The sequence below is a fragment of the Luteimonas sp. A611 genome, from assembly GCF_054072715.1.
In genome coordinates this window covers 81828-104334 of sequence record NZ_JBSVRP010000005.1, presented here as the reverse complement: position 1 = coordinate 104334, position 22507 = coordinate 81828, and the positions used below count along the sequence as shown (strand labels likewise).

10 protein-coding genes are annotated in these 22507 nt (G+C 71.3%); 2 read left to right on the top strand and 8 right to left on the bottom strand.

Annotation, left to right across the window (positions count from 1 at the left end; all coding sequences use genetic code 11):
- Positions 1 to 46 precede the first annotated feature (46 nt).
- The gene (locus ACW5EG_RS16045; RefSeq protein ID WP_457022291.1) at positions 47 to 994 is read left to right on the top strand and encodes an aldo/keto reductase; all 948 of its coding nucleotides are present in this window, start codon (positions 47 to 49) and stop codon (positions 992 to 994) included.
- Positions 995 to 1080: 86 nt separating this feature from the next.
- Positions 1081 to 1611, top strand: a complete 531-nt coding sequence (locus ACW5EG_RS16040) for a cytochrome b (protein WP_457022289.1) — start codon at positions 1081 to 1083, stop codon at positions 1609 to 1611.
- 254 nt (positions 1612 to 1865) lie between these two features.
- Here the strand turns inward: ACW5EG_RS16040 and tssA are convergent, their stop codons facing one another.
- From tssA to tssM, 8 genes are read right to left on the bottom strand one after another with little or no spacing between them, the layout of a single operon-like run.
- Complete coding sequence (gene tssA / locus ACW5EG_RS16035) at positions 1866 to 2906, bottom strand: type VI secretion system protein TssA (protein WP_457018511.1); 1041 nt, start codon at positions 2904 to 2906, stop codon at positions 1866 to 1868.
- Positions 2907 to 2943: 37 nt separating this feature from the next.
- Positions 2944 to 11868, bottom strand: a complete 8925-nt coding sequence (locus ACW5EG_RS16030) for a filamentous hemagglutinin N-terminal domain-containing protein (protein WP_457022287.1) — start codon at positions 11866 to 11868, stop codon at positions 2944 to 2946.
- A gap of 10 nt (positions 11869 to 11878) precedes the next feature.
- Positions 11879 to 13630, bottom strand: coding sequence for a ShlB/FhaC/HecB family hemolysin secretion/activation protein (locus tag ACW5EG_RS16025; protein WP_457022301.1), 1752 nt, complete (start codon positions 13628 to 13630; stop codon positions 11879 to 11881).
- A 34-nt stretch (positions 13631 to 13664) separates the two neighbouring features.
- Complete coding sequence (locus tag ACW5EG_RS16020) at positions 13665 to 13991, bottom strand: hypothetical protein (protein WP_457018509.1); 327 nt, start codon at positions 13989 to 13991, stop codon at positions 13665 to 13667.
- Positions 13988 to 17566 carry a protein kinase domain-containing protein gene (locus tag ACW5EG_RS16015; protein ID WP_457022286.1) on the bottom strand — a complete coding sequence of 1193 codons (3579 nt, stop codon included), beginning with the start codon at positions 17564 to 17566 and terminating at the stop codon, positions 13988 to 13990. The genes ACW5EG_RS16020 and ACW5EG_RS16015 overlap by 4 nt, the downstream gene beginning before the upstream one ends.
- Complete coding sequence (locus tag ACW5EG_RS16010; RefSeq protein WP_457018507.1) at positions 17563 to 18294, bottom strand: PP2C family protein-serine/threonine phosphatase; 732 nt, start codon at positions 18292 to 18294, stop codon at positions 17563 to 17565. The genes ACW5EG_RS16015 and ACW5EG_RS16010 overlap by 4 nt, the downstream gene beginning before the upstream one ends.
- Entirely contained in the window at positions 18294 to 18986 is a 693-nt protein-coding gene (tagF, locus tag ACW5EG_RS16005) for a type VI secretion system-associated protein TagF (RefSeq protein WP_457022284.1), read from the bottom strand. The genes ACW5EG_RS16010 and tagF overlap by 1 nt, the downstream gene beginning before the upstream one ends.
- Entirely contained in the window at positions 18983 to 22504 is a 3522-nt protein-coding gene (tssM, locus tag ACW5EG_RS16000; protein ID WP_457022282.1) for a type VI secretion system membrane subunit TssM, read from the bottom strand. The genes tagF and tssM overlap by 4 nt, the downstream gene beginning before the upstream one ends.
- Positions 22505 to 22507 lie beyond the last annotated feature (3 nt).

Below are 22507 nucleotides of genomic sequence, written 5' to 3'. Positions count from 1 at the left end.
CGCAGGCGGGGGAAGATGAAACACAGAAAACCACAGGAGAACCAGGATGCAGATGCGAGAACTTGGCCGTTCCGGCCTCCAGATCGCCCCGCTCGTGTTTGGCGGCAACGTCTTCGGCTGGACCGCCGACCAGGCGCGCTCGTTCGCGCTGCTCGACCGCTTTTTCGAGCGTGGCTTCAACGCCATCGACACCGCGGACGCCTACTCCGCGTGGGCGCCCGGGCTGTCGGGCGGCGAATCAGAAACCGTGATCGGCAACTGGCTGACCAGGCGCGGCCGTCGCGACGACGTGGTGCTGATGACCAAGGTCGCCAAGTGGGCGCCGCGCAAGGGCCTGTCGGCGGCGAACATCGAGGCGGCGGCCGCGGACTCGCTGCGGCGCCTGCGCACCGACCACATCGACGTCTACTTCGCCCACGAGGACGACGACCAGGTGCCGCTGGAGGAAACGCTGACTGCGTTTTCGAAACTGGTCGAAGCCGGCAAGGTGCGCGCGATCGGCGCCTCCAACTACAGTGCCGCGCGCCTGCGCGAAGCGCTGGCGCTATCGGCCGAGCGCGGGCTGCCGCGCTACGGGGTGGTGCAGCCCGGCTACAACCTGCATGACCGCGCCGGCTATGAGTCCGATCTGGCTGGCGTGGCTGCAGAGCACGATCTTGGGGTGGTGAGCTATTTCTCGCTCGCCGGCGGCTTCCTGACCGGCAAGTACAACAACGCCAGCGATCTCGAAGGCACGGCGCGCGAGGCGTTCCTGAAGGGCTACTTCGACGCGCGCGGCATGAAGCTGCTCGACGTGCTGCGCGCGGTCGCCGCCGATCTGTCGGCCACCCCGGCGCAGGTCGCGCTGGCCTGGCTGATGGCGCGGCCGCAGGTCACGCCGATCGCCAGTGCCACCAGCCTCGCGCAGCTGGACGACATCATGGGCGCGGCCGCACTGGTATTGCCTGCGTCCGCACTGGAGGTGCTCGACCGCGCCAGCAGGCCGCACGCCTGAGCCGCGCGATTGCCCGGCGTCGCGTATGGTCGGCTGCGACAGCCATGTGCGTGGCGACGGGCAATCCACGAAACAAGGAGCCAACCATGAGCCGTGACACCCTGGAACGCTACGGAACTGTCTCCCGCTTCTTCCACTGGGCCGTGGCCCTGCTGGTCGCGTGGCAGGCGCTGAAGATCTTCGACCGCATCGACGACGGCGAACACTGGATCGGCCAGACCCTGGTGCCGTGGCACATCTCGGTCGGCGTGCTGGTGCTCGTGCTGGTGGTGCCGCGGATTTTCTGGGCGCTGCGCAACCATGGCAACCGCCCGCCCGCACCGCCGCCGGCGGCACTTGGCTTGCTGGCCAAGGCGGGGCACGTGGCGCTGTACGCCGCGCTGGTGCTGATGCCGGTGACGGGCCTCAGCATCATGCTCGGCAACGGCTACGGTCTGAGCGTGTTCGGCATCGAGCTGGTCGCCAAGGGCGCGAAGATCCCCTGGCTCGCCGCGTTTGGCGGCACCCTGCATTCGCCGTTGGCATGGCTACTGATCTTGATGGTCGTCGGCCACGCGGGGATGGCGCTGGTCCATCACTTCATCAGGAAGGATGGCGTGCTGCGGCGGATGCTGTAGGGCCGCACGCCGGGGGGCGCCGTGGTGCCGTGGCACACGGCCAGGGGCTCGTTTCGGACGGGTGCCCAAGCCGGGGAAGGCCCGTCTTTGCGAAGGCGGAGCGGGCTTGGATCCGGACGTGTCGTGCAGCCTTCCTTGCTGCGAACTTCGCGGCAGCCGTTGCTGTCGGCGGGCGTTGGTCGTGGGTCGGTCTCGATCGCGGCTGAAGCCGCTCCTGCAGACGTCATGTCGTTTCCCTCGATCGGGGAAGACCCTTATTCCTGCGCCGCCCCCGCCACGTTCTGCAGTTCGCCCAGCCCTGCCGGAGCGAGGTTGCGCAGCAGGTCCTCGAAGCCGAGGCCGACCAGGCGCTGCGCGCGACGCAGCAGGATCGGGACAGGACTGGAGGGCTCCTGGCGCGCGTAGTAGTCGCAGATTTCGTCGATGCGCCGGACCACGTCCGACGGGCCCGCGATCCTGCCCGGCGCGCCGGCAGCGGGCGCGCCCGCACCCTCGTCGCCGGCCACCGCCTCGCCGGCTTCCTCGCTCGCGCCCACCGTGCCGGTGCGGGCGGACCATTGCGCCTGCAGGAAGCGGTCGAGTTCGTACAGGTCCGACAGCAGCGGCTTGAACTCCGGCGCGCTGGTCGAAAGCCGTTCGGTCAGCAGCGCGTCGATGGCGCGGGCGTGCGCCAGCGCCGCATGCACCGCTTCGGCGTTGCGGCCAAGCAGGTCTTCGGGGCAGTCCAGGCAGCAGGCTTCGATTTCGGTGGTCGAAGCCTGAGCGTCGCTGTCACCGGCGGCCGGCTTGAGGCTGCCGCTGGCGATGCGCAGGTCGCGCAGGGCGAATGCGCCCAGCCGCGCCGACTGCACGAACGGGGTGTTGCGCAGGTAGCCCAGCGGGCCCTGCGGATCAGCCAGCGGCATCAGCGCATTGACGCGCGCGGTGGGGTCGTTGTCGTCCTCCGCATCCAGCTGCGGGTGCACGCCGTCCCAGTGCTGCTCCAGCAGCGCCAGCACCAGCGCCAGGCCATCGCGCCAACCGGGCAGGCCGTGCATGCGCAGCCATGCGGTGGCGAGGATCACCGCCACGCGCAGGTCGCGGGTGCGCTCGAGCAGGGCCAGCGCCGATGCAGCCAAGCGGTCCCAGTCGGGTTCGTCGGCTTCGCCATCGTCGCCCCCGACCACACGCTCTCCACGCGGCGCAACCGCCCGCTCCAGGGCCATGAAACCGGCGTCGTACTCCAGGTCGGGACCGGACGGCGCATCGCCCTCGAGCGGCGCGGCCAGCGCCATGATGTCTACTCCCGTGCTCATGCCGTGATCCCCCGTCGCACGTGCCTGTCGATGATGCTCATTGCAGTGCCTCGCATTCCGGGCTCGGGAAATCGGGGTCGCATTCGGGCTGCTGGTCGGCGGGCAGGCGCACGCCCGGCTCGACCAGGCCGTAACCCCGGTAGTTGGAGGCATCCGCGCCCACGTCCACGTAGGCCACCTGGCGGTTGCTGGAGGTCTGCGCGCGCCCTGCCCACACCGAGGTCGGCACGTTGACTGCATCGCCGACGATCGGCAGCAGCGAGCCATCGGGCCGCACCGCATAGAAATACGCGGGCGGCGCGCCCAGGGTCGCGACCTGCGACTCCAGCCCCATGACGTAGATCGGCGACGCCGGCAGGCCGATGCCGCCGCTCGCCAGCCAGGTGCCGCGCCCGTTGTAGAGCCAGTCGGTACCGTCCTGGTGCAGGTCGCCGTCGACTTCGATGTGGAAGTCCGCGGTGCCGGCATCGATGGTGAAGTTGCTGCCGTTGAGCGAGGCCAGGGTGAGCGAACGGCCGTTGGTCATGCTGAAACCGCTGCGCGCGGTGAAGTCGCCGATCCGTTCGACCTGGTTGTCGACAAAGCGCGTCGCGTCGCCGAGATTCACCGCGCCACCGGCGCGGCCGCTGAGGGTGCGCGCAAGCAGTTGGCCGTCCGCGCCCTGGGCGATGCCGCCGGCGACCTCGAGCCGGATGTCGGCCGCGGACATGCGGCCGTCGATCGCGAGGTCGCCTTCGGACAGCGTCACCAGCAGCGCGCCGGTGCGCGCATCCACCGGGCCGGTGACGGCGAGCGGGCCGGCATTGGCGAGGTGGATCCGGCTGGCCGAGAACGCGCCCAACTGTTCGATGCGGTTGGCTCCGGCCAGCCTGGCCTCGCCCGCTGCGCTGCCGGTCAGCAGGGCGGCACCGACTCGACCGCTGCTCTGCACCAGGTCACCGCCACTTTCCAGATGCAGGCTGCCGCTTGCCAGGACGTCATTGTTGAGCATCACGCCGGTCGCGCCCTGCAGCGTGATATCACCACCGCCCAATGCGGCGCGCGTGGTCAGCGTGCCGCCCTGGGCCGCCAGATGCAGGTTTCCGGTTCCGGTGTCGATGGCCTGTACCGGCAGGGTCAGCGCACCGGCGGCCACCACCTGCACGTTGACGTCCTGGCCCGAGCGCAGATGCGACAGCGTCAGGTCGTTGCGGTCGCGCAACGTGATGGCGCCGCCGGCCAAGCCGACCGGACCGCCAAAATCGTTGCTGGCGTTGTCCAGTGCGATGTCGCCGCTTCCGGCATCGAAGTGTGCGCTGCCGCCAACCTGGAATGCGCCCGACTGCGCGATCCCGCCGCTGCGCACCACGAGCGACAGGTCCCCGCCCACGTCCAGCGTCGAGGCCGCAGTGAAGCTGCCCGCATCCACCGCCAGTGCGCCCACCGCGACCGTGTCGGCAAAGCCGACGTGTCTGTCCGCGTCGACCGACAGGGCATGCGCGCCGCCAACCGTCGAGCCGAACGCGACGTTGCCACCTGCGTCCAGCGCCACGTCGTTGGCCAGTGCGAGCGCGCCGTCGTAGACCTGGTTACCGGCGGTGGCGATGTTCTGCCGCAGGACGATGGCATTCGCCGACGCCTGCAGGCTGGCCGCATCCACCGCGCCCAGGGACAGCGTGTTGCGATCATGGATCGAGACCGCACCGCCGACCAGCGAGACCTCGCCGACGAAGTCGTTGCCGGCGTTGGCCAGCACGATCGCACCATTGCCTGCATTCAGCGCGCTGGTGCCATCGACGTGCAAGGCCCCGGATTGCGTGATCGCACCGCCATCGCTGCTCGCGGCCAGATTGCCCGCGATCGTGCCGGCGCCGAGGTCGAGCGCGCCGTGGCTGGTGGCCGCCAGCGAGCCGATATCGAGCGCGCCCAGCGTCAGCGCGTTGGCGTCGTTGATCAACACTGCGCCGCCGCCCAGCGAGACCTCGCCGACGAAATCGTTGCCGGCGTTGATCAGGGTGATCGATCCGCGCTCCGCGTCGAGCGTGGCCGGTGCGCCCACCGTCAGCGCGCCGGACTGCGTGATCGCACCGCCACCGCTGCCCGCGGTGAGCGCACCGGCAATGCCGCCGCTGCCCAGGCCGAGGGCGCCCTGGTTGGTGGCCGTCAGCGAGTCGACGTCGAGCGTCGCCAGGGTCAAGGCATTGCGGTCGCGGATCGACGCGGCAGCGCCACTCAGCGACACCTCGCCAGCGAAATCATTGCCGGCGTTGGCCAGGATGATTGCCCCCGCGCCCGCATCGATCGTACTTGCACCACCGATGTGCAGCGCCCCCGATTGCGTGACTGCGCCGCCATGGCTTTCGGCAGACAGATCGCCGGAAATCGTCCCGTTGCCGAGGCCGAGCGCGCCCTGGCTGCTTGCCGACAAGGCGTCGACATCCAGCGCGGACAGGACCAGCGCGTTGCTGTCGCGGATCGTGGCCGCGCCACCGCTCAAGGCCACGGCCCCCACGAAATCGTTGCCGGCATGGTCGAGCGTGATCGCACCGCTGCCGGCATTGATCGTGCTGGCGCCTGCCACCTGCAGGGCCCCCGACTGCGTGATCGCGCCGCCCTGGCTGCTGGCCACCAGCGGGCCGGCGATCGTGCCGGTGCCGAGGCCCAGCGCGCCGTTGCTGCCCGCACTCAGCGCGCCGACATCCAGCGTGCCCAGCGCCAGTTCGTTGACGTCACTGATCGCCACTGCGCCGCCGGTCAGCGACACCGTCCCTGCAAAATCGTTGCCGCCGTTGGCCAGGGTGATCGCACCCGCGCCCGCATCGATCGTACTTGCGCCATTCACGCGCAGCGCACCCGCTTGGGTGATCGCGCCGCCGTGGCTGTCGGCGACCAGGTCGCCGGCAATCGTGCCGCTGCCCAGGCCGAGTGCGCCCAGGCTGCTTGCCGACAGGGCCTCGACGTCCAGCGCGCCCAGGACCAGTGCGTTGCCGTCGCGGATCGCGGCCACTCCACCGGTCAGGCTCACGGCGCCGACGAAGTCGTTGCCGGCATCGGCCAGCGTGATGGCTCCGCCGCCCGCATCGATCGTGCTTGCGCCTCCCACATGCAGGACGCCCGACTGCGTGACCCCGCCACCTTGGCTGCTGGCAGACAGGTTGCCGCCGACCACGCCCTGGCCCAGGCCAAGCGCGTCCCGGCTGTTCGCGGACAGGGTATCGACGGCAAGCGCGCCCAGGGTCAGCGCATTGCTGTCCCGGATCGCGGCGTCGCCGCCGCTCAGGTCCACCGCACCGGCGAAGTCATTGCCGGCATTGGTCAGGCTGATGTTGCCCGCGCCCGCATCGAAGCTTGCGCTGCCGCCAACCGTGAACGCGCCCGACTGCGCGATGCCACCCGCCTGCACCGCGATCGACAGGTCGCCGTCCACGGCGATCGTTGCGACCGCGCTGAAGCTGCCGGCGTCGACGTCCAGTGCCGCCAGCGCCGTGTCGCCGCCGACCGCGGCCCCAAACGTGACCGCGCCGTCGGCATCCACCAACAGGCGATGCGCGCCGTCGAGCGTCGAGCCGAAGCCCACATCGCCACCGGCGGTCAAGGCCAGGTCCGCAGCCAGGTCCAACGTGCCGTCGTACTGCTGGTCGCCGCTGGTGGTCACGTCGCCGGACAGGCCGATCGTCGCTGCAGTCGCATGCAGGCTCGCCACGTTGATCTGGCCCAGCGTCAGCGCGTTGGCGTCGGTGATCGCCACCGCGCCACCGGTCAGCGAGACGGCGCCGGTGAAGTCGTTGCCCGAATTGTCCAGCGTGATGGCACCGGTGCCTGCGTCGAAGTTCGACAGCCCGCCAACCGTGAACGCGCCCGACTGCGCGATGCCGCCCGTCTGCACCGCGATCGACAGATCGCCGTCCACCTCAATCGTCGAAGCCGCGCTGAAGCTGCCGGCGTCCACGTCCAGTGCCGCCAGCGCCGTTCCGCTGCCGACCGCGGCGCCGAACGCGACCGCGCCAGCGGCGTCCACCGACAGGCGGTGCGCGCCGTCGATCGTCGAGCCGAAGCCCAGGTTGCCGCCGGAAGTCAAGGCCACGTCCGCACCCAGGCGCAGCGCGCCGTCGTACTGCTGGCCGCCGCTGGTGGTCACGTCGCCGGACAGGCCGATCGTCGCTGCAGTCGCGTGCAGGCTCGCCACGTCGACCTGGCCCAGCGTCAGCGCGTTGGCATCGGCGATCGCGACCGCACCACCGCGCAGGTCCACCGCACCGATGAAATCATTGCCGGCGTTGGTCAGGCTGATGTTGCCCGCGCCCGCATCGAAGCTGACGCTGCCGCCAACCGTGAACGCGCCCGACTGCGCGATGCCACCCGTCTGCACCGCGATCGACAAGTCCCCGCCCACGTCGATCGTCGAGGCCGCGCTGAAGCTGCCGGCGTCCACGTCCAGTGCCACCAGCGCCGTACCGCCACCAACCGCGGCCCCGAACGCGACTGCGCCATCGGCGTCCACCGACAGGCGGTGCGCGCCGTCGATCGTCGAGCCGAAGCCCACGTTGCCGCCGGAGGTCAAGGCCAGGTCCGCACCCAGGCCCAGCGCGCCGTCGTACTGCTGGTCGCCGCTGGTGCTCACGTCGCCGGACAGGCCGATCGTGACTGCAGTCGCGTGCAGGCTCGTCGCATCGACCTGGCCCAGCGTCAGCACGTTGGCATCAGTGATCGCCACCGCACCGCCGCGCAGGTCCACCGCGCCGACGAAATCATTGCGGGCGTCGGTCAGGGTGATGTCGCCCGCGCCCGCATCGATCGTGCTCGTCCCGCCCACCGCCAGCTCGATGAGCTGGCTGATGTTGCCGCCGCCGCTGGTCGCGACGAGATTTCCGGAAATCCCGCCGTAGCCCAGCGACAATTCGCCGGCACTGGCCGCAGTCAGGCTGTCAGCGTCGATGAACCCCAGGCGCAACGTGTTCGCATCACGCACGCTGATCGCGCCACCCATGAGATTGGTCGTGCCGACGAAGTCGTTGCCGGCATTGGACAGCGTGATCGAGCCGGTACTTGCGAAGATAATGCTGTCGCCGCCCACGTGCAGTGCGCCGGTCTGGGTGATGTTGCCGCCGCCACTGTTGGCGTCGAGGGTACCGGCGACTGCACCAGCCCCCAGCGACAGCGCGCCGGCACTGCCCACATCCAGGCTGCCGACGTCGAGCGTGCCCAGGCTCAACGCGTTCGTATCGTTCACGAGGACCATGGCGCCGCGGAGATCCACTGGTCCGACGAAGTCGTTGCCTATGTTGGTCAGGGTGATGTTGCCCGTGCCCGCATCGAAGCTGGCGCTGCCCCCCACCTGGAACACCGCCGACTGCAGGATGTCGCCCGTCTGTACCGCGATCGACAGGTCACCCACGTTGATCGTCGAAGCCGCGCTGAAGCTGCCGGCGTCCACGTCCAGCCCGGCGAGCGCGGTACCGCCACCCACCGCGCCTACGAACATCACCTCGCCATCGGCGTCCACCCGCAGCCGATGCGCGCCATTGAGCGTCGAGCCGAAGAACACGTGGCCGCCGGCGGCCAGGACAGCGTCCGCGCCGAGCAGCACCGCGCCGGCGTAGGCCTGGTCGCCACTGGTCGTCACGTCGCCGCCGAGGCCGATCGTCGTCGCCATCGCCTGCAGGCTGTTGGCGTCCACCTCATCCAACTGCAGGAGGTTGGCGTCACGGATGGCCACGGTCCCGCCACGCAGCTGCACCGCACCGGTGAAATCGTTGCCACTATTGGCCAGGTTGATGCCGCCCGCGCCGGCATCGATCGTGCTCGTCCCACCCACCCTCAGCGCGCCGCTCTGGCTGATCCCGCCGCCGCCGCTGGTCGCGACGAGATTCCCGGTAATCGTGCCGATCCCCAGCGACAGTGCACCGACACTGCCCGCGGTCAGGCTGGCAGCGTTGACGCTGCCCAGACCCAACACGTTCGCATCGTGCACGCTGACCGCAGCACCCTGGAAACTCACGTTCCCGGTGAAATCGTTGTCGCCATTGTCCAGGGTGATGTCGCCCGCACCGGCAAGGATCGTGGTCACCGCACCCACCGACAGTGCGCCGGTCTGGGTGATGTGGCCACCCTGGCTGATTGCGGTGAGGTTACCGGCGACAGCACCCTCCCCCAACGACAGCGCGCCGGTAGTGACCGCCTGCAGGCTGCTGACGTCGAGGGTACCCAGGCTCAGTGAGTTTGCATCGCGCACGCTGACCGGGCCACCGCGGAGGCTCACTGCTCCGACGAAGTCGTTGTTGATGTTGGTCAAGGTGATGTTGCCCGTACCGACATCGAAAATGGCATCGCCGCCAACGCTGAATTCGCCCCACAACGCGACCGACTGCGTGATGCCACCCGTCTGCACCGCGATCGACAGGTCGCCGGTCACCCTGATCATCGAGTCCGTGCTGAAGCTGCCGGCATCCACGTCCAGCCCGGCCAGCGTCGTGACGCCGCCGACGGCGCCGCCGAACGCGACCGCGCCATCGGCATCCACCGACAGGCGATGCGCGCCATCGAGTGTCGACGCAAAATCCACGTTGCCGCCGGCGGCCAGGGCCGCGTTTGCGGCGAGCACTACCGCGCCGTCGTAGTCCTGGTTGCCACTGGTGGTCACGTCGCCGGACAGGCGGATCGTGTTCGCGTCCGCGGTCAGGCTCGCCGCATCGACCTGGCCCAGCGTCAGTGCGTTGGCATCGGTGATCGCCACTGCGCCGCCGCGCAGGTTCACCGTGCCGGCGAAGTCGTTGCCGGCATTGGCCAGGGTCACGGCGCTGGCGCCCGCGTCGATCGAGCTTGCGCCCGCGACCAGGAGCGCGCCGGTCTGGGTGATGCCGCCGCTGGTGGTGGTGGCGGTGAGATTCCCGCCGATCGCGCCACTACCCAGCGAGAGCGCGCCGCCACTGGTCACGGCCAGGCTGGTCACGTTGAGCGCGCCCAGACCCAGTGCGTTCATATCGCGCAGCACGGCCACGCCGCCGGCGAGGTTCACCAGGTTGCGGAAGTCGTTGCCTGCATTGGACAGCGTGATCGCGCCGCTGCCCGCGTTGATGGTGCTGACGCCGTCCACGCGCAGTGCACCGGCCTGGGTGATGCTGCCACCGTTGCTGTTTGCAATGAGGCTCCCGCCGATCACGCCCTCGCCCAGCGACAGCGCGCCGGCGCTGGTCACCTGCAGGCTGCTGGCGTCGAGCGTGCCCAGGCGCAGCGCGTTCGCATCGCGCACGCTGACCGGGCCACCGCTGAGGCTGACTGTTCCTTCGAACTCGTTGGCGAAGGCCATCAGGTTGATGCCGCCGGTGCCGGCATCGATGGTGGCATTCCCGCCCACCGCCAGCACGTTGGTCTGGACGATCTGCCCGCCGGAGCTGGTTGCGGTGAGATCTCCGGCGATGACGCCAGTCCCCAGGTTCAGGGAACCGGTGCTGGCCACGTCCAGGCTGTCAGCGCTGACAAGGTAGAGCGTCAATGCGTTCGCATCGCGCAGGTTGACCACGCCACCGCTGAACTCCACGGACCCGGTGAAGTCGTTGGCGACGTGGTCCAGTGTGATATTGCCGGTGTCGGCATTGATCAAGACCCACCCGTCCACCGACAACCCGCCGCTCTGGGTGATGTTGCCGCCGGTGCTGATTGCGTCGAGACCCCCGCTGATCACGCCAGTGCCCAGCGACAGCGCGCCGGCACTGACCGCCTCCAGGTAGCCTACATCGAGCGTTCCCAGGCGCAGCGCGTTCGCATCGCGCACGACGCCCGAGGAAGCGCTAAGGTCCAGTGTTCCTTCGAAATCGTTGGCCGCGCGGTTCAGCTGCGCCGTTCCCGAGGTGACCACGCTGCTCGCGCCGGATGCGTGTACTTGACCACCCGTCTGCAGCAGCCTCGCCGCGGAGACATCGAACGCGCCGGTAGTGAGCGCAGCAGAGAGATTGATATTGCCCGACGCCTGCAGGTCGACCTGGCCCGCACCGGCATCGATGTTGCCGCCCACCGTCAGGTCTCCGCTGGCGCCGCCGGCCAGCAGCGAGATGGTGCCGTCGGGGCCGAGTCCGATGCTGCCGGCGGCGAGGGTGCCGGTGTTCATCACGGCCGTCGACAGACCGGGCGCGAGCTCGCCTTGCAGCCGGATCGCTCCACCGTGCGCGGAGATCGTCCCCGCGTTCAGCACGCTTGCGCTCATGCCCACAGGCAAACCGGCGACCGGGCCGGTGATCTGCACGACCGTCCCCCCCGGCACCAGCTCGACCTGCGCCTGTCCGCCCCCCAGCAGCGCCGCCAGGCCGGTGCCCACGTCGATGCTGGCGCCCGCCATGTTCTGCGCTGCGCCCCCGAGCAGGACCACGCTGCCATCGGCGGCGGTGATGGTGATGGTGCCGCGGTTGATCACCGTCCCCGCAGTGCCGCCTTCGCGCCAGACGAAGCTGTCGACGCCCATGTCGAGGAACTCATCGGGGTCGTCGGGCATCAGGGTCGAAGCCACCAGTCCGCCGACGCTGATCGTCGCGTCCTCGCCGAACACGATGCCGTTCGGATTGATCAGGAAGATCGTGCCGTCGGCGCTGAGGTTGCCCAGGATCTGGCTGGCGTTCACGTCCAGGATCTGGTTGAGCGCCACCTGGCCCGCGACCTGCTCGAACTCCACCAGCGCCATGGTGCCGATGTCGAAGGTGTCCCAGCGGATCAGGGCCCGGTCGTCGATCTGGGTGATGCTCAGGGTGGTGTCGTCCGGAGTGATGTTGCCGATGCCGCCCACTGCGTCCCAGCCAGTCGGCAGCTGCCCCGGGGCGACCTGCGCCAGCGCGCCGCCGGAAGCGAGGACCAGCGCGATCGCCAGCAGGGTCCGCCGCCCCGCGCGCGACCCGCAGCGGGATGCGCCGCCGGCGCCACGACCCGATGCAAGCTCCGAGGCCACCTGCACCAGTCCCAGCGCGCGATTGAACACAATGCGATAGATGTGGTTCATGTCAGGGTCCTCAGAACGTCATGCCGAGCCGGAGCCAGGTGCGGAAGTCGTCGCCATCGGAGGCGTCGGTGCCGCCCACCGGCACTGCGGCCGCGAGCCGCAGCTCGAGGCCGTGGAAATGCGGCAGGCGGAACTGCAGCCCCGCGCCCGCACCGTGGTAGCTGCGCGCCTGCGCCGGCGACAGCCCGCCGTCCGAGGCCATGACGCGGCCATGGTCGACGAACACTTCGAACTGCAGCAGCTCGCGCCAGGGGCGCCCGCCGAAGGGCGAGGCGACGTCGCCGAAACCGGGCGCGTCGACCTGGTATTCAAGCGTGGCCTGGTAGCCCAGGTCGCCGAGCGCATCGGACACCGGCAGCGAGCGGATGCTGTCCGGGCCGCCAAGCGCGATCTGCTCCATCGGCACCAGCACGTCGCTGGTGTACTGCCCGTACAGACGGCCGAACAGCCGCTGCGACGGGGTCAGGTACTGCATCCGCGCCAGCGACACGCGCAGCAGGGTCCAGTCGCTGTCGCGCGCGGGCGTGACCAGGTCGGGATCGAGCGAGCGGTCTGCCAGTGCGTGGCGGACGTTGGCCTGCACCAGGTTGACGCCGCGGCTGCGGCGGGCGACGTGGCGCAGCACGAAGCCGGCGTCGAGTACATCGAACTCCTGGTCGGACAGGGTGAAGCCCAGTGCCTGCAGCTGCGAATGCTCGCGCACCAGGCGCAGCGTTCCGTGCATCTGCAGCAATGGCCGGTTGTGGAACTTCCAGTCCACGCCCAGCTGGGCGTTGGTGGTGGGGCCGGTCAGTCCGAGCGCGGCGAACGGGCCGCTGGCGACCTCCATCTCGCTGCGCGAATACGAGGCCGCCAGCGAGAGGCCATCGACCGCGTGGACCGGCACCGTCCAGCCCAGGTAGGCGGAGGTGCTCTGTTCGGGCGAGAAGCCGTGCACATAGCCGGCGCTGATGACATCGCCCAGGCCCAGCGCGTTGCGGTAGGTCAGGCCGACCTGGCCGCGGTAGCGGCCGGTGAGTTCGGTGCCATGGTTGCTGGCGCCGAGCGTGACCGAGTACGGCCGCGCCTCCTCGGTCGCGGTGATCACCATGTCGGTCTCGCCCTGCGCCAGGCCCGGCTGCAGCACCGCCGAGGTGCCGACGCCGGGCAGGTCGCGCATGGTCAGCAGCGCGGTGTCGACCTCGTCGCGGTGCAGGCTGCGCCCTTCCAGGCGCCGCGCGGGCGCGGCGATCGCGCTGCTGCGCACGCGCCGGTTGCCCTCGACCAGCACCCGGCCCAGGCGGCCTTCCAGCACGTCCAGCGCGACCACGCCATCGGCGCCGACGGTCTGCACCGGGATGTACGCGGTCGCGACAACGAACCCGGCCTTGCGGTAGGCGGCGGTGACTTCCGTCGCCACGTCCTGCAGCTGGTCGAAGTCCAGCGTGATCTCCGCCGCGCCGCCGGCCAGCGTCCTGAACCTCTCATCGAGCAGGGCCTGCATCGAGGCGGGCGTGATTCCGCGCCGCGGATGCGCGCCGACGCCGCTGATGCGGAAGCCGCGCGTGGGCACGGTGGCCTGCGTGGCCGTGGCGCGATCGCGCAGCGCCGGCACTTCCACCGCGGGCGCATCGAGCGTAGGCGGGGCCTCGGTTTCACGCAGCGCCTGCTGCGGATCGGCCGGCTGCCAGCCGGCGGCCGGCGGCGGGTCCTGCTGCGCCCATGCGGGGGCCAACGCGGCCAGCGCGCATGCACAGGCGATGGCCAGCAGCGACCGCGGCATGCGTCCCCCCCGGCACCCGACGATCGCAACGACTTCAGACATCACCCAACTCCGTCTTCATCTTCAGAATCCAGTGCGCCGCGGCAGCGCCTGCGATGGCCACCCCCACGGCGACGGCAATCAGCAACGCCAGCCAGCGTCGCGGCACCGGCTCCCCATGCAGGTTGGCGCGGTCGAAAGCGGGCGCGTCGCGCCGACCGGCATGGATCGGCTTGCGTTCGGTGACGTCCAGGCGCTCGCGCATGGCGGCAAGCACCCGGCGGCGACGTTCGCGGTAGGTGGCGCGGCTGATGCCGCCCTGCTGGTAGCTGTCGCCCAGGGCGCGCAGCGCCGCGTTCGCATCGTGTTCCCAGCTGCTCATTTCAGCTCCCGCAGGACACGGAAGCCGACATCGGCCTGCGCCGCGCCCGAATCCACGCGACGCGCTTCGACGGTGCACTCCGACCACAGGCTGGCGTAGCTGCCGCCCTGCACCGCGAGGCTGCCCCTGCTGTCGGTCCACTCCCAGACGTTGCCGCTCATGTTGATCAGCCCCCAGGGATTGGCCGCGCGCCCACGCGCGGACACCGGCGCGCCGCCGCTGCCGGCGTCGGCGGTCGGCGGCACGCAGTTGCTGTCGGGCGCCTGCCGCCAGCCGGCGGCGGCCTGCGCGGCGTGCCGCCATTCGGCCTCGGTGGGCAGGCGATGGCGCCAGCCACCGGTGGCATGCACCAGCCAGCGCGCATAGCCGCGCGCCTGCTCCACGGGGACACCGGTCGCCGGCAAGGTGGCGGCGGCACCGCTGGCGGCCGCCAGCGGCCGGCAGCGCCCGGTGGTGGTGCAGTACACGTTGAACTCGCCGACCGTCACCTCGGCGCGAGCGAGCGCATAGGGCTTGCCGCCCGAAACACCCGGCACCACGACGAAGGTCGGCCCGCGACCTTCGCCGATCGCGTCGTAGCAGAAGCGGCCGCGGCCCTCGAGGCCTGGGCGACCGCAGGGATCCGGCCCGTCGGGGACCGGTGGCAGCACATCGTCCGGGTCAATCGCCGCGGCGGTCGCCGCCTGGGTCGAAGGCGGCACGCCGGCAGGTCGATCGGCTCGACGACGGCCCGGTGTCGCGGCCTCGCCTGCCCCATCGGTCGCCGCCGCAGGCGCCAGCGCGCGCAGCCTGGCGCGCAGGCTGCCCTCCGGCAGGCGGCCGCGTTCGCGCAGCTGCGCCTCGAGCATTTCGAGCCCGGCGCGATCGCTGCGTACGACTTCGTCCAGTTGCGCCACCAGCGCCGCATGTTCGCGAACACCGGGTGGCGACTCCCCTGCGACCCCTATCGCCATGACCAGAGCATAGCGGGCCTGGGCACGGCGCAGGCCCTCGCGGTCGCCGAGCAGGGTGCTGGCTTCGCCAAGCAGTGCCAAGGCCCGGCCCATGTCGCCTGCCGCTGCGGCGCCGGACGCTGCGCCGAGCCAGGCGTCGGCGGCAAGCTGTGGCGCTCCCGTGGTGGTGAACGCATCGTCGGGCGCGAGCGCGCGCAGGCGCAGCAGGGAGTCGCGGATCTTGTCGAGGTCGCCGGCCGCGCTGGCATGGCGCAGCGAAGCGGCGCGCGCCTGCACCTCGGCGCTGGTGGCTTCCCCGGCCAGTCGCGCGTCCAGCGCTGCCCGCAGGTTGGCCAACCTGTCCTGCTCGACTAGCAGCGCGGGCGCCTGCGGTACCTGTTCCAGGCCAAACGCAACCAGGGCCGATGCAGACGCCAGCTGCAGGGGCTCGCGTGCGCCCGCGGCCTGGTGGGCGATTGCCCGCGCCAGCGCATCGAGCAGCGCCTGGTCTTCCGTCTCCAGGCCAAGCCCACGCAGTGCCGCCAGCGCCGCGGCGACATCGGTGCGCCATGCCGGCTCGCCGGACGGCTGCGCGATCCGCGCCGCCAGCAGGGTCCGCGCCGATTCGGCATCGCGCGGCGCGGCGTCGGCGGGCCGGCTGCGGCTCGCCTCCTGCGCGACGGCGGCTTCGAGGTCGGCGGCGGCCAGTTCCAGGCGCAACGACTGCGGGAAATGCGTCCGCGCTTCCTGCAGGCGCGTCGATGCCAGCTCGAGCCTGCCGCCGGCGGTGGCGCCTGCGACCGCATCGGCGAGCGCCAGCTCCAGCCCGGGATGGCGCAGCAGCACGCTGTCGGGATCGATCGCGCGGATGTCGGCCAGCGTGTCGGCGGCATCGTCATCGCCGGCGACGTCGAAGATCGCGCCCGATTCGATCTGCGCGGTGAGTTCGCTGTCCAGTGCGTTGAGCACGTCGGGCATCTCCGCGGCCATGCGCTGCGCGCGCGTGTCGAGCGTCGGCGAGAACAGCCGCAGGTGGTTGCGCAGCGCGAACACCCCCTGCGCCAGCACGTAGTTGTAGCGGCCCTGCGCCGGGTTCCACAGCGCGTCCAGCCGGCGCAGCAGGAACGATTCGATGCGCTGGTTCTCGCCCAGCACCAGCGCATCGCGATCCTCCGGCGACAGCGCCGACAGCGCCGCCATGGCCGCGCCTTCGTCGGGGAAACCGCCCGCCCCGTCGGCAGTGAAGCCCGCGACCACCGCCGCCAGCTGGCGCTGGTGCAGCCAGTGCGAGACGCCCCAGCCGGCGCCGCCGGCGGCCAGCACCAGCGCCGTCCCGTAGCCGACCAGCGGCAGCAGCCGTTCGCGCGCGGGCACGTGGCGCAGGCCTTCGAGCAGTTCGGCCACCGAGGACAGCCGATCGCTGGCGCGCAGCGCGACGGCCTGCCGCAGCGCGCGCGCCTGGCGCCGCGTCACGCCCTTGACCTTCGGCGGCAGGCGTCCCTCGCGCAACGCCACCTCCGCACTGACCTTGTCGAAGGGATGCCGGCCGGTCAGCAGTTCGTGGCAGACGCAACCGAGCGCGTAGACGTCGTCGGACGGCGAGGGATCGGCGCCTTCGATCATCTCCAGGCTGGCGTAGGCCGGGGTCAGCGCGCCCAGGGTCGAGGCATCGAAGACCGTGACCTCGCCGCTGCCGCCGGCGCCGTGCTTGCCGGCCCGGGCGATGCCGAAGTCGAAGACCTTGACCAGGCCGTCGGCCGTGACCATCACGTTGCCGGGCTTGAAGTCGGAATGGACGATGCCGGCTGCATGCGCGCGCGCGAGTGCGCGCCCCATGCCCTCGATCAGCGGGTGCGCCTGCGCCAGCGGCATGCCGTTGAAGGCACGCTCGCGGATCAGGGTGCGCAGGTCGGAACCGTCGATGTACTCCATCGTCATGAAGACGATGGTCCCGGCCTTGTCGAAGTCGTAGACGCGCACGATGTTGTCGTGCGCGAGCTGCTGCGAACGCCGCGACTCGCGCTGCAGCGCCACCAGCGAATCGGGATGGCGGCGAAACTCGTCGTTGAGCACCTTCACCGCGAGGTAGGGATCGCGGTCGTGGGCCTCGACCTTGCGCTCGTCGCGGGCCAGGTACACCACGCCCATCCCGCCGCGGCCGAGTTCGCGCTCGAGCAGGAACCTGCCCTTGAGCAGCATGCCGACGCCGGCAACCTCGCCCGCCGCGGCATCGGCGATGCGTGCCCACTCGGCGCTGGCGACGCTGGCGGACGTGCTGGCCCCGGTGTCGGCGCCGGTGCGCCCGGTGCCAGGTTCGCGCGGCGGCGGCAGCGGTGCGCGCGGCAAGACCCGGGTGGCCTCGTCCTCGACGGCGGCTGCAGGCGCGCGCCCGGCCACCGGCATCACCACGGTGGCATCGTCGCTGGCGGCGGCGCGCAGCGCCTCCATCCGCGTGCGCAGCGTGGTCATCGTGTCCTCGTCGAGCTCGGCGCGAAAGCGCAGCAGCGTCACCACGCCGGCGCTGTACTCGGCCTCCGGTAGCACCCCGCGCGCGGACAGCGCATCCAGCACCCCGCCCAGGTCGATCTCTCCGCGGCTCAGCGCGGTCACCAGTTCCACCACGTCCGCTTCGCTCCTGCTCATTGCCCGGTCTCCTCGAAGCACACCGCGATCGCCGACACGTTGTCGCGCGCGGCGCGCTCGAGCGCGAGTTCGAACAGCCGCCGCACCAGTCCTTCCGGATCGCGTGCGCGGCCGCATTCGAGATCGAGTTCCTCGTCGCCGACCTCCTTGTTGATGCCGTCCGAACACAGCACGAAGGTGGTATCGCGGCCGCTGGCGGCGATGGTCCAGTCGACGAACAGCTCCGGCTGGGCGCCGACCGCGCGGGTCAGCGCACCCGGTGGCGGCTGGTCGACCGGGGCCACGCCGCCGAAGCGGGTGACGTCCTCCCTCTGCCCGTGCACGTGGTCGACGGTGATCTGGCGCAGGCGCCGCCGGTCGAAGCAGTAGCCGCGGCTGTCGCCGACCCAGCCGCACAACGCTACGTCGCGATCGTGCACCAGCACCACCACGGTCGATCCGATCAGGTCGAAGCCGCGCTGCCCGGCGATGCGGATCAGTTCGGCGTTGACCGCTTCGAGCGTGTCTTCGATCGCGTCGATGAAATCGCAAAGGTCGTCAGGCCGGTCCAGCGCCGCCAGTCGCTCGACGATCAGGCTGCTGGCCAGGTCGCCAGCGGTGTGGCCGCCAAGGCCATCGGCCACCGCCCAGATGCCGGCCTCGTCGCGAACCAGGATCGCGTCCTCGTTGCAGCGCCGCACCTTGCCGGTGTCGGTGCGGCCGCAGGAGCGGGCGAGCGTCGCGCGCATCAGGCCACCTCCGCCTGCGCACCGGCGTGCAGCAAACCGACGAGGGTGCTGGCATCGGGCAGCCCGCTGCCCACGCGCAGGGCGCCGCTGCCGCCGAAGTCGCCCGGATGCCACCACAGCGAGCAGCCGTTCGCGCCCAGATGCCCCCACAGCGCCGCCGGCAGGCGCGCTGCGCCCTCGGGCCACGGCAGCCAGTAGTCGCGCCGGCGGCGATCGATGCCAGCGGGCAGTGCCGGCAGGGTCGGCTCGTCTTCGATCTCGGGCAGGCCGAGCGCGGCGATCGCGGCGTCGAAGCGCGCGGCATCGATGGCCGGATCGGCCTGCGCCGCCCATGCCACCGCCGAGACCGCGTCATACCAGCGCCCGCCGTCGGCCAGCACGCCCGGCTGCGCAAGGCCGCCGGCCAGGCGCGCGGCAACCACCATCGGGAAACAGCGGCCGACGCGGTCGCTGGCCGGCAGCAACACGCCGCACCACGCATCGCGGCCTGCAATGCCCGGCGAGAGCAGGAAGCGCCACGCAGGAGCGGCGCGGTAGGCCTCGCTCCAGCGCGCGCCGAGGCGGTCGCGAGCGCCGGCCACGGCATGCGAGAACGCGCGGTCCCAGGCATCGATGAAGTCCGGCGGCAGGCGGCGCTGCACGAAATCCCCGGCCCCGGGCAGCTTGCCGAAATAGCCCGGCGACGCGCTCATGCGCGCGCCCCGCAGCGAAACGCCTGCAGCGCGTCATCGAGGAACGGATTGCGCAGGCTGCCGGCCTGCAGCGGCAGCGCGACGGTGCCCCCGGCAATGGTGAAGCGGGCCACGAAATCGACATCGGACACGCGCGACAGCGCCTGCGCGCCCAGCAGCCGGAACATCGCCCACTCGCCCTGGTGGACGATCCGGCCAATCTGCACGCCTTCTGCGTTGAACGCGGTGAGCGAGGCCTGGCCTGGCGTCGGGCCGGGCCACTGCATCGGTGCGACGCGCTCGCTGCCCTGCGCGGTATCGAAGGCCTGGCCGTCGATGTCGACCAGCACCCGCGCGATCGGCGCGGACATGATCGCGGGGCGCAGGGTGAAGCGCACTTCCGGCAGCGGCCCGGCGCGGAAGTAGGCGCGCCGGATGCGGTCGGCGGCCTGCATCCGCGCCGGCAGCCCGGCCGGCCCGCCGGTCATGCCCGGCCCCTCGCGCCAGCGCCAGGGGTCGCGGCTGCTGTCGATCAGGCGCGCCAGCGATTCGCGGTGCAGACGGTCGAAGCGCCCGCCCTGGGCGAACAGTTCGCCGAAGTCCTGCAGCGGGATCTCGGCCTCCGCCGCCGGATCGAACGGGTAGCGGCCGCGCACGTAGTCGGCGCAGTCACTGCCGATCGCCTCGCGCGCCTGCTCGGCCAGAGCATCGCGCGCACCGCTGGCCACCAGCGACTCGCTGTCGCCGGTCAGCGCTGCCAGCCAGCCGGCGACCGGCTGCGGCAGCTGCGAGACCATCTGCCGGGCCGACAGCAGCTGCGGGTTGGGCTGGCCGGCATCGAAGCCGGTCATGGTCAGCAGCGCCTTGCCCAGTTCGTCGACCGCGGCCAGGGTGCGGTCCAGCGGCGTCGCTCCGGCCGCGCCCTCGGTAAGTTGGTTGAGCGCTGCGAAATGCGCCTCGATCGACTGCCCGGGTTCGGCCGGTGGCGGCTCCGCGCTGCCCAGCACGGCCTGCAGCGCCTGGTTGCGGGCGGCTGCCTGCCCGGCTGCGGCCGTGGCCGCGGCGGCGGCCTGTGCGCTCAGCGCTGCCGCCGCGCCATCGGCCTCGGGCAGCTGCCGCATCTGCGTGGTGTGGCTGCGCAGCAGCTGCAGCAGCAGCCGCAGCGGCGAGCCCGGGCCCGAGACCTTGGCCGCCACCAGGCTGGCCTGCTGCAGGTCGGCGGCCGGCTGCAGGCGCAGGTCGGCCAGCAGCCCGTCCCAGGCGCGGATGTAGTCCTGTTCGTACAGGGCCTGCACCTGCTGCACGGTGCGCGCACGGCCCAGCGCATCGCGCCGCGAGGCGCCCAGCACCCGGTCGTCGGCCAGGAAGCGCTCGACCTCGGCCTCGATGCCACCGCTGACCTGCGCGGCGAACACCGGCTGGGTGTAGATCGCCGGCCAGGGCTCGGACAGCGGCTTGCCGCTGTCGCGCAGGAACACGTCGCCGAGCAGGCCCAGGGCCTTGTCCAGCCGCGCCTCGTCCGCCACCTGGTCCTGCAGCGACAGCCGCAGGCTGCTGTAGACCAGGCTGGACAGGTCGGCCGAACCCAGCGTGTTGCGCGCCTGCTCGACGCGCTCCTGGTCGATCGGCAGCGCGCGCAGTGCGTCGGGTTCCGCCAGCAGCGCCTGCAGGTGCGAGGCCAGCGCCGCCTGCAGCACCGGATCGCGCGGGAACAGCCCGCGCCATTCGATCGCGGCCAACGCCGACAGCTCTTCGGCGTCGGCGTGGCGCGGCTGGCCCAGCATCAGATAGGCCTTGAGGTAGTAGTACAGCGCCTGCAGGTCGCCGGCATTGCCGGCCAGGCCGCGCCGGAACTGCGCCCCCAGCGCCGGAACCAGGCTGGCGTTGAGTTCGCGCAGGTAGGCATCGCGCAGCTGGCCGCCGGCCGCGGCGCCCTGGTAGAGGCCGGCGCGCATCGTCCACGGCACGTCGCCGCGATGGCGATCGGCAACCTCGACCACCGGCCGCAGCGCCTCCAGCCTCTGTAGGGTGAGTGCGAAGTACTGCTGCGGCGTGGCCGCCGACTCCAGCGCGGCGACCTCGGGACGCGCGTCGAGCGCGGCGCGCACGTCGGCCAGGTAGCGCACGTTGCGCGTGTAGCTGGTGGCCATCGCCGCCAGCATCGCGATGCTGCCCAATCCAATGCAGGCCACCACCGCGGCCATCGCCAGCCGGCGGCGGCGGTCGCCCGCGGGATTGCTGCCCACGAACCCCGCCTCGGCGAACACGACCTGGCGCAGCAACCGTTCGACGAAGAACGTCCGTCGCTGCACGCCGGGCGCCTGCACGCGCGCGGCGTCGACGCCGAAGGTGCGCGCGACCGCGCTCATCATGCGGTCGATCGGCGTGCCTTCCTGGGTTCCCGAGGTCATGTAGACGCCGCGCAGCAGCGGCGCAGGGCCATAGGCGTGCCCGGCGAACACGCTCTCGACGAACTCGCGCGCGGTGTCGCCGAAGGAGGCGAACTGTTGCGGGAACGACAGGATGGCCGCGCGCCGGTTGCGGTCGCGCTCGTGGTGCAGGCGATCGACCAGGCGTGCGTTGAGGCGGTCGAGCAGTTCGTTGAAACCGGCCGCGAAGCCGCGGGCGGCGCTGCCGTCGACGGTCCTGGCCACCGGGAAGGTCACGCCCCAGACCTGCGCACGCTGCTCCGGGTTGAGGTCGTCGAAGAACTCACTGAAGCCGGCCACCAGGTCGCATTTGGTGAACACCAGGTACACCGGCACCTGCACCTTGAGGTGTTCGGCCAGTTCGTCCAGGCGCTGGCGCACCGCCTGCACGTGCGCGTCGCGCTCGCGCTCGTCGAGCAGCAGCAGGTCGGACATGCTCATCGTCACCAGCACGCCGTCGATCGGACGCTCGCGGCGGAACCTGCGCAGCAGGCGCAGGAAGCCGCCCCAGCCCTCGGCGTCGGCGCGGGCGTCGGAATCCTGGGTGGTGTAGCGGCCGGCGGTGTCGAGGAACACCGCCTCGCCGGTGAACCACCAGTCGCAGTTGCGGGTGCCGCCGACGCCGCGCAGGGCCTCCTTGCCGAACTGGCCGGCCAGCGGGAACTCCAGGCCCGAGTTGCGGACCAGGGTGCTCTTGCCCGAACCCGGCGGGCCGATGACGACGTACCAGGGCAACGCGTAGAGGCTGCGGCGGCCACCGCGCCGGCGCAGCAGCTTCACCGCATCGCGGAAGCGCGATTCGAGCTGCGCCCGCTCGGCCTCGGATGCCGCGTCGCGATCGTCGCCGATGGCCGGCCTGGCGGCGGCGTCCAGTGCCTGCCCCATGCGCCGCGCGCGGGCGCGTTGGCGCAGGGCCAGCACCAGCACCACCACCGCCCAGGCCAGCAGCAGGCCGAGCATCGTCGCCAGTCGCGCGGTGGCCGTCGCCAGCGGCACATGGCCGGCGACCGCAATCCACGGCGCCGCGACCCACACCAGTGCGCACAGCACCAGCACCGCGAGCAGCGACAGGCACCAGCCCGACTTCAACACCTCCAACACCCTGCGCATGGC